9 protein-coding genes are annotated in these 11,665 nt (G+C 59.4%); all 9 read right to left on the bottom strand.

The features are described 5' to 3' along the window. Positions 1-437: 437 nt before the first annotated feature. Positions 438-887 (bottom strand): hypothetical protein, encoded by a 450-nt coding sequence (locus tag VGL38_06935; GenBank protein ID HEY3295155.1) that lies wholly within the window; start codon positions 885-887, stop codon positions 438-440. 140 nt (positions 888-1,027) lie between these two features. After that, positions 1,028-2,596 (bottom strand): SpoIID/LytB domain-containing protein, encoded by a 1,569-nt coding sequence (locus tag VGL38_06930; GenBank protein HEY3295154.1) that lies wholly within the window; start codon positions 2,594-2,596, stop codon positions 1,028-1,030. A 124-nt stretch (positions 2,597-2,720) separates the two neighbouring features. Continuing rightward, a complete protein-coding gene (locus VGL38_06925) occupies positions 2,721-3,908 on the bottom strand; it encodes a hypothetical protein (protein ID HEY3295153.1) in 1,188 nt (395 codons plus the stop codon). A gap of 6 nt (positions 3,909-3,914) precedes the next feature. Then, a complete protein-coding gene (locus VGL38_06920) occupies positions 3,915-4,388 on the bottom strand; it encodes a hypothetical protein (protein HEY3295152.1) in 474 nt (157 codons plus the stop codon). Next, positions 4,385-5,416, bottom strand: coding sequence for an AAA family ATPase (locus VGL38_06915; GenBank protein HEY3295151.1), 1,032 nt, complete (start codon positions 5,414-5,416; stop codon positions 4,385-4,387). The genes VGL38_06920 and VGL38_06915 overlap by 4 nt, the downstream gene beginning before the upstream one ends. A gap of 64 nt (positions 5,417-5,480) precedes the next feature. Beyond that, the gene (locus VGL38_06910; GenBank protein ID HEY3295150.1) at positions 5,481-6,047 is read right to left on the bottom strand and encodes a tetratricopeptide repeat protein; all 567 of its coding nucleotides are present in this window, start codon (positions 6,045-6,047) and stop codon (positions 5,481-5,483) included. A gap of 105 nt (positions 6,048-6,152) precedes the next feature. After that, positions 6,153-6,887: a tetratricopeptide repeat protein gene (locus tag VGL38_06905; GenBank protein HEY3295149.1), complete on the bottom strand. Its 735-nt coding sequence runs from the start codon at positions 6,885-6,887 to the stop codon at positions 6,153-6,155. 26 nt (positions 6,888-6,913) lie between these two features. Beyond that, positions 6,914-8,308 (bottom strand): alpha/beta hydrolase, encoded by a 1,395-nt coding sequence (locus VGL38_06900; GenBank protein HEY3295148.1) that lies wholly within the window; start codon positions 8,306-8,308, stop codon positions 6,914-6,916. A gap of 183 nt (positions 8,309-8,491) precedes the next feature. Further along, entirely contained in the window at positions 8,492-11,599 is a 3,108-nt protein-coding gene (locus VGL38_06895) for a T9SS type A sorting domain-containing protein (protein HEY3295147.1), read from the bottom strand. Between the last annotated feature and the right edge of the window lie 66 nt (positions 11,600-11,665).

Genomic DNA, 11,665 nt, shown 5'->3' with positions numbered 1-11,665 from the left:
GGGTGAAAAACAGAACCCCTAACCCTTGTCATCCTGACCGTCTTCGGGAAGGACCTCGGATTCATCCAAGACTTGGTGGCCGCGCGATTCATCGCGCTCCTCCATCCCATTCTGCACACCTAACCCCGTGTCATCCTGACGGTACCCCGGAAGGATCTCCGCCCACCTGCCGAGCCCCAAAAGAGATCCTTTATCAAAGCAATCCTTTTATTATCCGGCGCAAACCCAAAGGCATTGTCATCCTGAAGCCGCTTCGGCTGAAGGACCTCGCCGGGGGATAGAGGTCTGCGAGCAAAACCAAAGGGAAATAACGGTGTCTTTGCCTTTTTTTCAGTCTTTCAGCATTTCCCAAAGGTAACGGGGTTCGTTCGGTCACAAAACATTTTCCTGTTAAGCGACCGGCGCAGCAAGCTGCGCAACTACAGGACCGAAATAAGCTACGCCGCCTCAAACGCCTGCCGGATCAGCGGCTTGGCAGATTCCAAATCGGTGGCCGAATGCACCGTCAGTTCAGCGTTGTGCTTCAACCGGATGCGCATGCCGCCGGTGAAGACCGAGACATCGCAAAAACTGCGTGAGCCTTTCAGAAAGCTGATGGCCACCGCCGGTTTCCAGAGTTGTGGCCGCACGGCGTCCGGCTCCAGATCGAGGCAGTAGCGCTCGATCTCGCGGTAGGCCGCCATCGCGTCGCACGAAGGATGAGGGCGGGGGGATGAAGGATGACAGTCGGACAATCGCATCAACTCCGTCCGCACGTCTTCCTTCGTTACACTCTTGTCGCCGCATTCGCGGTGCACCATCTTCACCAGCTCCGCCGGAGGATCTTGAAGCAATCTCTCCAGCGCCGCGCGCACGCGCTCGTCTCCGCCCGCCATAAGCTCATCCATAAGCAGCAGCCCTTAAGAAGCAAACGCTGAAAATCTGAAATGCTGAAACGCTGAAATGAAGATAGCCAACGACGGCTGCAATCTGAAGGATGAAAGACCACTTTCAGATTTTCAGCGTTTCAGCGTTTCAGCATTTCTCTTCAGTACACTTTCTCCACCATCGTGCCAGGGAAGTAGAATTTGAAGATGTCCTCGGCGGTTTTGCCGTCGAGCGCCAGCCGGGCCGCGCCGCACTGGCACATGCCCACACCGTGGCCCCAGCCCGCGCCGTTGAAGACAATCTCCATCGGCATGCCGCTGCTGTCCTGCACCACATCCACGATAAAGCAGGAACTCTCCAGCGCCGTCTTGGAAAGCGCGCGACGGATCTTCAGTTCCCGCTTGACCCGCAGATTCCGCCGTGAGCCGAGGATCTCCACTTCGATCAGCCGGCCGCTCTTGCCGCGCTTGACGGGCAGAATGTCGAACAGCGTGCCCACATCTACACCCGTTTTATCGCGGATGATGCCTTCCAGTTCCTGCCGCGAGTAGGAGACCTCCCAGCGGAAGTGCTTGCGGGCATAATCGCCGGAGACGGGCAGATTCAGCCCCGCCACATTGCAACAGACATTGGGCGTGGACAGCACCCACTTGCGCGCGCCGGCTTCGGTGGTCAGATCGGGCAGCGCTGCCGTGTCCGTGGCACAGGGACGTCCCGCGGACGGATGCAGTGACGGCGTTGCCCAGGTGGTGGCGGCGTCTTCCGTGTGTCCGCCGCAAACCGCACTGTAAAAAGCTTCTACCAATGAACTGTCGTTAACCAGTACCTCGCCTTTGGTTTCTTCTACCGCCGCCGTGGTGCGCGGGTCCTCCTGCGTCAGGCCCGTATAGACCTGGCAGTGGACGTGCGCGCAAAGTTCGAAGGAGTCGTTAAGGTGCTTGGTGGACTTTTCCGCCAGCACCACGGATCGCGCCAGCACCGCCTGCGCCTTGAGGGCTTCGTGCGGAAATCCGGCGGGCATTTCGGCGGGCACCACGCCCTTCAGATAGGTGTCGATGGGGATCTCGTTGATCACCGCCAGTTTGCCCGAATGGTCGAGGTAGACTTCGATCACCCCGCCGTACTCGCGGTTTTCCGCGCGCTCATACTTGAAGCCGCTGCCGGTGAGCACGCCGAAGATCGTCGTCTTGGCGTCTGTCGAAGCGGGAATCAGGCGGAAGCCGTCGCGGATAGTGTAAGTCTCCACGAGGTCGGCGTCGAACAGCTCGATGGTGCCGTGGGAGTCGCGCAGCACCTCGCGCACGATGCGCGGCGCGTAATCGTCATCGAGAGAATCGAGCAGCGGCTGGGCATCGAGTTCATTGCGGAAGTTGCCGACCTGCACGCGGTAGAGCGTGTTGTCGCCGATCACGCGGCCGTTGATCTCGATCGGGCCGCCGATCTGGCGGGCCACGGCGGGCATGTTGCGGGCTTCAAACGTCTCCGCCAGCGCCAGAGCATCCTCGCGGTGCTCGTAGGAATTCACGAGCACGCTGAAGAGGAACTGCGCGGGGATGGAATCTTCCACACGTGCTCGCCATCGGACTGCGGACGGCTTCGCTTCGCGCACCGGCTCGCCGCTCAGTGATTCGACACTGTAGCTGCCGTACATCTGGAAGGTGAGCTTCTCATAAGCTTCCAGCAGGCCGACGCGGACGGTTAGCGGATTGGAACGGATTGTGGACGTCATGACTCTGCTATTCGCCCCTGTCACAGGGCGGGTTTGAACATGGTAACAACACATCACGGCCAGAGCCGTGCCCAGCAGGACTCCCGGCAGCCAGCGCACGGGAGCGCGCGCCCGTCCTGCGGGCTCAGGATGCGCGGGGCGCGGACGGCTTGGCCGAATCATCCAACAGACACAAGGCGTGGGCCGCTTCGGCGAACTGCCGCGCGGCATTCACAGGTAACAAGAGCGATAACCGGCTCTCCGTAACATAAAGGGATGCGATTTGATCGCGGTACGGCGCCAATTTGCGCTGCACCGTTTCCGCCAGATCGCTGGCGCTGCCCACACCGGGACCGATCAGCGAGACCAGCGAGAGAGATTCATTGGGCATCAGCGGCTCGGGAAACAGCTCGCGCGCGATCTCTTCGCTGCGCGACAGCACCAACAGTCCGCGTCCGCCGGAATTGCCGGCCACCAAAGGCGCACAGCCCGCTTCGCGCAGGGTGTTCACCGCCTTTAAAAGGTGCGGGATAGAATCGAAGAGCACACAGCGCACATTTTCCGTCACCACCACGGCGGTGAGGGTGCGGCGTCCAAGCGGGCGGTCGGTGAGAATCGTGCCCGCCACGCCGGTTCGGGAATTGCCGACGGCGAGTTGCACCTGATGTTCGGCGGCCATTTCCACGGCGGGAATTTGCAGAATCTTCGCGCCGCAGCCCATCATTTGCAGCACGTCATCATAGGTCATTTCGGGAATGACGCGCGCGGTGGGAATGAGTTTGGGATCGGCCGACTGCACGCCGTCCACGTCCTTCATGAACTCCACGCGCTCGGCTCTGAGCGCAACGGCAAGACCGACGGCTGTGGCATCGGTGCCGCCGCGTCCCAAGGTGGAAATGTTTTTATCGGTGGTGATGCCCTGATAGCCGGCGATAATAGGAATGCGGCCCTGATCGAGAATTTCCCGCACGCGCAGCGGCCGGATCTCGACGATCTTGGCGGCGGTGTGCACGGTGTCGGTGATGATTCCCGCCTGCGCTCCGGTGAGGGACACGGCGAGGTCTTTTTCCATCCCGTTCAGCGCCAGCGCGAGCATGGCAATGGAGATGCGTTCGCCCACCGACAGCAGCACGTCGAGTTCCCGTCCCGCCGGACTGGGGTTGACGCTCTTGGCCATGGCCATATAGCGGTCGGTGGTATCCCCCATCGCCGAGACCACAATCACAAGCTGCACGCCCTCCTTATGCCGCGCATAAATCAGCCGCGCCACCTGCTTTATATCTTCCGGCAACGCCAACGCCTTGCCGCCGTATTTTTGAATGATGAGGGACATGCTGCTTTACACGCCAACGGCTTGTCTTTTCGCAGTGTAATCGGGAAAGTGAATCACAAATCCGTCCAAGGACATAAGAAGAGAATGCTGAATGTATTGAATCTTCCACCTGTTGCCCTTTTCCTGCCTCAGATTAGCATTCAGGGAATCATGCCGGCGATTCATAAATGGGCTTTCCAGCCTCGCTCCGCCTGTAAAATCGACCAACGCGACGAAGGTCAACGGCTGAGCGAGATCCTGAGTCAAGTGCAAATAAGTGTAGGTGTCTCTTGCTTTCTCTACAAACTCCAGAATCTTCGCATTCGAAAGAAAATCAGCGGCTTTTCCTCCGGTGCCTTTCACTTCCAGCAAAATGGTCCTGTCTGCTTCTCGAATGATGAAGTCCACGTTCTTCAGGCCGTGGCCCAACTCATCATTCTGAATTTGCTGAACGTGTGCACTCCCGAAATCGAACTCAATATTGCTCTCACGATGAGTCACGGCTGCCTCTCTAACTCACTTGCGACCGACGCCTCGTACAGGCGATCAAACGATTCAGCAATAGGGTTGGGATTGATCAGATAGTAATCCTCGGTAGAACTCGCAGTGACCCCCTCGGAAGTTTGCTTCAGAGACACATACCTAATCTGGTCTATGTCCTTCTTTAGAACATGAAACCACTTGAGCACGCTGTAATCATGTGTGGCTACAAATACCTGAGTACCTTGCCGCTGCAGCACCAGAACGATGTCTACGACCGCACTCACAAGCTTCGGATTGAGATTAGCTTCTGGCTCGTCCCAAAACAGGACCGAGTTCCTTTGCAGGGTTCCGTTCTGAATCAGCACCCAGATGAGCCCCAATTTGCGCAGACCCTCAGCAACAAGACTGTACTCTATGACGCCATGTCGATCCTTAAGGAAGAACTGCTCGCCTTTCGTCTGCACGGTCCCACCCATGGCTTTTCGAATCTTGTCCAGCAGCGCCTGCCGGGAAAGATCAGCGGCGCCTCTCCGTAGCGGAATCAGAGCTCGCTGGATAATGTCCCGGTAGGTCCCGTCGAAACTAATGCGGTGATCATCGTATAGGGACATAAACCCTGGCGAATGGCTGAGCATTTCCTGAACCGGAATCAGTACGCAGTCCATTTTCTTGGAATTCCAGTCACCCATACCTCGGAGCCTTGGCGTGTCCGCCTCACGCGTGGTGAATGACAGGTTCAGCTTGGCATCGGCGCGGCCTACGTCTACTTGCGCCTGGTCCACACCTCTCCGTCGCCGCACAAGTCTTCCCAAACGGTCGTCGAGCGGAGCGAACACCTTAACGAGTGTGTCCGGGAATGACGATGGGTTCCTGCCTGATTCTGTCCGCGTGATATCGCTCGCCGCATAGAGCGTCTTCAAAATATGGGTTTTCCCGGAGCCATTCTCGCCAATGAAGACATTTATGCCTTCGGAAAAGTCCATGGACAGATCCGCGAAGGTCGTGAAATTCCGTAGCCGCAGACTTGTAATAGAGTTCTTACTCATGGGTGCGATTTCCATAATTGGAGAGGCCAATAGGGCATGCTGGACCGATTAAGTGGTTGGTTTCTCATTTCACCAATCGTTTGAATTCCGGGTTGTCATAAAGCGACCGGAAAAACGTGCTGGTGCGGGCGAGATCCTTCAGCGTCGGGTCGGCGGCGAGGGCGGACTCTAAATCCTGCAGCGCGGCTTCGGGGCGGTTCATCAGGCTGTGGGCGCCGGCGCGGGTGAAACGCGCTTCGGCCAGGCGCGGGTCGAGTTCGATGGCCCTGTTCAGCGCGGGCAGAGCCTCCTGCGGGCGGTTCAGCATCGTCAGCGATTTCCCCTTCTCGCTCCAGCCTTTGGCTTCCTGCGGCATCATCTGCACGGCCTTGTCGAACTCCGCAAGGGCCTCCTCGATGCGGCCCGCATTCAAATCACTGCGGCCCACCTGCATGACCGAACCGTAATCCTGCGGCTCGGCGGCGGAGAGCGAATCCACCAGATGCAGCAGCACGGGATTGTCGGGCAGCGTCAGCGAGTCCAGTCCCGAACTCAGCGAATCGAGATGCTGCACGTCCGGATCATCCGACGATTGAGCGAAGGACAACCCCGCCAGCAGCAACACCGCCATTGCAATCACAAATACCTTCATGGCTCATTCCGGTTTTGCCTCGTAACTTCATCCTTCATCCTTCCGCCTTCATCCTTCGCTCTTCTTGATCGCAGCGCGCCAGTTCCATCTCGGAAAGCGCGGCGCTCATTTGACAAGCTTCTTGAAACGGGGATTGCTGCGCAGTGACTGAAAACAGTCTTTGTCCTTGATCAGATCCTTAATCGGCGGATCTTCGCGCAGCGCCTTCTCCAGTTCCCGCAAGGCGCGAGCGGTGTCGCCCAGCGCGGCATTCACGCAGGCAAAATCGTAGTGCAGATCGGGCAGTGTGGAATCGAGCGCGAACGCCTGCTCGAGGGCGGTCAACGCTTCGGCATGACGCGCCATCTCCTGCAGCGTCTCCCCCTTGGCCCGCCACAGCCCGGCGTCCTTGGGCCGGGTTTCAAGCGCCTGATCGAGCGCGGTCAGCGCCTCCTGCATGTCGCCGATGGCAAAAGCAGAGGTGCCCTCCACCGTCAACTGGTTTTTGGTTTCGGGAGGCTTGGCGTCGGGAACCGTGTTGGTATGCTGTGACTGTTCCTGAATCTGCTGGCGAAGCCTTTGCAGTCCCGCATCGGAAGAGTCGATTCTCAACCCCTCTTGCAGCGCGGCCCGGGCCTCGGCATCGCGGCCCAGCAACATCAGCCCGGACACACGAATATTCCACGCGGTCATATCGTTGGGATTCGCCTTCAGCAGGGAATCCGCATAGATCAGCATGATCTCGGAATTGGCCGCGGCATCGCCGCGCTTGGGATGCTGGGGCAAAGTGGGTTGAGCCATAGCCGCCGCCACCATCAGGCAGGCCGCAATCATCACACTGTTTCGGAAAAACGTCCGCATCTTGTCTCTTTCTTCGCTGGAATAATCTACTTCAGTTTTCCGATCCAGTCACCGATGATCTTCAGGGCCTCGGGCGAAAAGGTCTCTTCGATCCGGGCATAGTCGGACGGCGAACCGCTCTCGGCGGTCTGCATTAGATGGTTAAGGCCGGGCAGAATCTTGATCTCATAGGAGTGGCTCTTGCCCTTTTCGAGGGCCTTGGCAACTTCGGACGAGCTGGGCTGCGGCGGCACTTGCAGGTCTTTCTCGCCGAAGATGGCAAGCAGGGGGCACGTGATCTTCTTCAGGTCAGGACGCGGATCGTAGGCCAAAAACGAACGCATCCACGGCGAGAGCAGTTGCCGGATCTGCATGTCCATCATGGCGCCGGAAATGGAATCGGAAGGTGCGGCGGCGGCATGCATCAGCCCGCGCAACCGGGTCGCAGCGGCACTGCTGTCCTTTTCGGTGCGGACAATGTCGAACATCTGCTGGCGCATGGTGCGATTGCGCGCAATCTCCTCGCCGTTCATTCCCTGCACCTTGGAAATCAGGTCTCCCTGCTGGAAGATGATCTCTTCCCCGGTGACCCCCGGCCCGGCAATGGTGACGATGAACGCGACACTTTTGGAACGCGCACCCAGCATGTCCGCCACCAGCGCACCTTCGCTATGTCCGATCAGGCCAATACGCTTGCCGTTGACATCGGGGCGGGTCTTCAGATAGGCGATGGCGGCTTCGGCATCCGTGGCAAAATCTTCGGTGGTGGCCTGCGCGAACTTGCCGGTGGATTTTCCCACGCCGCGGTCATCCACGCGCAAAACAGCGATGCCCTGCCGCGTCAGATAATCGGCAATGACCAGAAACGGCTTGTGCCCGGCAATGCTCTCGTCGCGATCCTGCGGACCTGAGCCGGAAATCAGCAACGCCGTAGTGAACGGCCCGCTGCCTTCAGGATGGGTGAAGGTTCCCGCCAGAGTGTCGCCGCCCTTGGCGTTGACGAAGCTGACGTCTTCTTCAAGATAGGGATACGGCTTCTTCGGCATCTGCGGGCGGGCCAGTTCGGGCTCCACCTGAACACGGGTCAGCGACAGCGGGAATGATTGTCCGCGCTGGCTCCAATGCCCGGTGATGGTGGAATCCTGCACCTTGCCGTCAAAGCCACCCAGAATCATTTTGACGCCGACGTGCAAGCTGTCACCGGTGAGCATTACCTCATCGGCGGGAATGCCCTTAGCTCCCTGATCGGGGCTGTCCAGCACGGCGGAAAGGGAGTTGTCGGCTTTGCGTGAGATCTTGATTACGATGCGTAAATTGGCGCTGCCCGCGCTAAGGGTTCCGAGCCACATGCCTTCGACGTTGGGAGTCGCGGGCGTCTGGGCAAATGAGACGGAGACCAGCACGAGCGCAAGCGCGAGGAGCGACCGCTTGAATGTGTTCATGATCGATACGATGAAGTTGGGAGATTCGCCACCGCCCGGGCGGTGGGAGAACGTCTTGCGGAAACAGACTGCTTCGGGGACACGTGCAGGAGGAGGAGAGCAAGAGAGGCAGTGCGGTTGCCGCGGGGAGCGGGAGACGCTCCCCGCGGCGAAGTCAAAACAATGACAGAGGAAACGGTGGTGCTACTTCAGTAGCACCATTTTCTTGGTGGCGCTGAAAGAACCGGATTCGATGCGATAGAAGTACAGCCCTGACGCAAGGGAGCCGCCGTTAAAATTCACCTGATGATTGCCCGCAGTCAGCGAGCGGCTTAGCAGGGTGGCGACTTCGCGGCCCAGCAGATCGTACACCTTGAGCGTGGTCTGTCCCGCGTGGGGCAGGTCAAAGGAGATCTGCGTCACCGGGTTGAAGGGATTGGGAAAGTTCTGCGCCAGCGCGTAAGCCGCGGGCATACCGTCCGGGCGATCTTTGGCCGCATTGGCGTCGGCGATATGCTGGGCGTACAGGTCGCGCCACGGCTCGATTCCCGAGGAGCGCTGGTCCGTCCACACCGCCACCAAGCCACCCGCGCCATCGGAGACCGCGGCCGGATGCCATTGCCACTGCGGGACCGGCTCGGTGAGTGCGCCGCCGCTACCGGCAACCCAATAGGCGTCTCCCGTGGGAGCGCCATCCGCATCGAGATGTGTGGCATAAGCCTGTGGCCAGTAGGATCGATTGTCCTGCCAAACGACGAACAACCCGTTGCCGCTATCCCGCAGCAGCGCTTGACCCGACTGATCTCCCGCTGCAGCGCAAATCACCATGCCATGCTCCGGCCAGAGGAGAGCGCCGGCGGGCGAGAGCTTCTGGCCGTAAAGGTCCAGATGATTATTGTTCCGGAAGTCTTGCCAGACCACGAACAGGCTGCCATCGCCGCTCAGAGCCAGCGCGGGTTTGTACTGGCTGAGAGTGTCGCCTGAGACCAGAACACCGTTGTGGTTCCAGAGTTCTTCGCCCGAAGAGCCAAGGTGCTGGGCGTAGATGTCTCTTCCATATCCGTTTTGCGGCGACGCATTACGTTTGTCTTCCCACGCGAAATAAGCCCCGCCTTGGCCATCCGCGATGATCGCGGGCGTTGATTGTTCGTTGGCGGCATTGCAGACCGTACCGTTGAAGGCCACCAATCCATCCCGGCACACGCTGGCGGCGCTGATGTCAAAGCCCTGGTAGGCGCCGGATTGCCAGACTACGGTGCAGCAGCCGTTGGGGCCGGAGACCAACCCGTACACCATATCGTCATCCTGGCTGTTGGTCAGACGCACCGGCTGTTGCCAGGCGGGGCTGCCGTCGGCGTTCATACGCATCACATAAGCGTCAAGATAGAACGAGCGGTCATAGTTGGACCAGGCGACGTAGCATCCGCCATTGCCATCCGATGCACAGTAAGGTCGAATCTGATCGGAGAAGGCCGTGGCGTCATAGTAGACAATGGATCCGGCGGGACTGTTGTCCACCTCGCCTTCCACATTCACGTGGGACAGGCGGATCTGCTTGACAGCCGAACGCAAATCCTCGAAGACCACAAAGAAACCGCCATTGCCATCCGCGCAAAGGTTGGGATTCTCCTGACGAATCAGCGATCCACCGCTATTATCGGTGATCAGAGGAATCCCATTCACATCCTGCTCGCATTCGCCGTCCCCGTTCAGAATCTGGTAGAAGAGCTGGTAGCCGCTGGATGCGGCGCGTGCATCCACCCAGACGACGGCGGTGCGACCCGGAGAGAGTTCGAGCGCGCACTGTTCATCCGCATCGCCATCCAATCCGGCAAGCGCGGTTACTCCCGTCGGCGTCAACAATGGGCTGCCGTCGGACAGACTGGCTTTCTGCACTTTCAGCGTCTGCGATCCCGCGCTCCAGTCATCGAACATGACGATGACACCATCACCGGCGAAGGCGAGTGCCGCACTTTCCTGACGCTGCGCTCCATCGGCAATCAGCACTCCGCAGCCGGAGCCCCAACCGAAGGTTCCGCCGGAGAGCACCCGCGACGCGTAAATGTCGCTGTTCGACCAATCATTGTCTACATTGCGCGTATCTTCCCAGGCGCAAACTAATCCCCCGGATCGATCGGAAATCAGCCGTACATCTTCGCGGGTATCGCCGGAAGCGCCCAAAGAATCCTGTCCGGCATTGCCACAAACGAGCATGCCGTTGGCCTGCCAGAGCATGCCGCCCTGCGGCGAGACCTTTTGGGCATAGACTTCCCTGCACTCGCCGTTGACCCGCTGGTCCTCCCAGACCGCAATGCAGCCGTCCGGGGTTCCGGCATTGGTGCTCAGAGCCAGGCGCACACTTTCTTGATCATACACGGCGTTGCAGAGGACAACACCATTGGCGACCCACTGGATGACACCGGCACCGCTGATGCTCTGAACATACAGATCATTGCTGGTGCTGCGATAGTCGGTCCAAGCGAGATAGCAACCGCTCGCACCGTCGAAACAAATGGTGGGGATGATCTGATTGTTGGACGCGGTACACACGGCCATGCCGTTCTGGCCACCCCAGGGAAGCTCGCTGTCGGGAGTCACCTTGGCGGCATAAATGTCATGATTCTCCGGATGACGCTCGTCATGCCACGCAAGCAGCATGTTGCCATTGCCGTCAGCGGCAGCCACAAGTTGGTTCTGAGCGCCGCTGACATTCGTGACCGCCAGAGCGCTGTTCCACGGGACTTCACCGCCGGCGTTGATGCGTTGGGCGTAGATGTCACCCGTATCGCCGTGGCGGGTATCTTCCCATGCAATAAGCGCACCGCCTGTGCCATCCGGCACGATGCGCACGGAGAGTTCATTCACCATCGAGGGATTGGCATCCACCGGCATTCCGGTGCCGTTGTTCCCTGTCCAGACCCGCGCGCCCGCGTTGTTCAGCTTTTGAGCCCAGACATCGCCAAAGCTGTCGGTGCGGGCATCAATCCACGCCACGATCCAGCCGTCGGCGACCGCGCAGGCAGCCGGGCTGCTTTGATGACGCGGAGCCCGATTGCAGACATTGACACCGCCCGCCGTCCAGAGCGCGACGCCTTCGGGGCTAAAGAGTTGCGCGTAGATGTCCCGGTCGCCGCTGCGAGTGTCCGACCAGACCATCAGCGTGTTGCCGGCGGCATCCTGTGCGGTGGTGCGCGACCATTCGATGCGGTTTCCCTGACGAATCGGAATTCCTGCGGCGTTCCACTGCCGGGGATCGGCATGGGCGCACATCATTATAGCCAGCAGGACCACACCAAGTACGGTACCTTTCATGAGTCTTCCTCCAAGCGTTTGATGAAATCTAAGCAGCTCGAGCAGAAGCAAAGGAAAAGAAGCTAT

Source organism: bacterium (genome assembly GCA_036504735.1).
In the GTDB taxonomy this organism is placed as follows: Bacteria; Electryoneota; RPQS01; order RPQS01; family RPQS01; genus DASXUQ01.
This window is presented reverse-complemented; position numbering and strand designations above follow the sequence as displayed.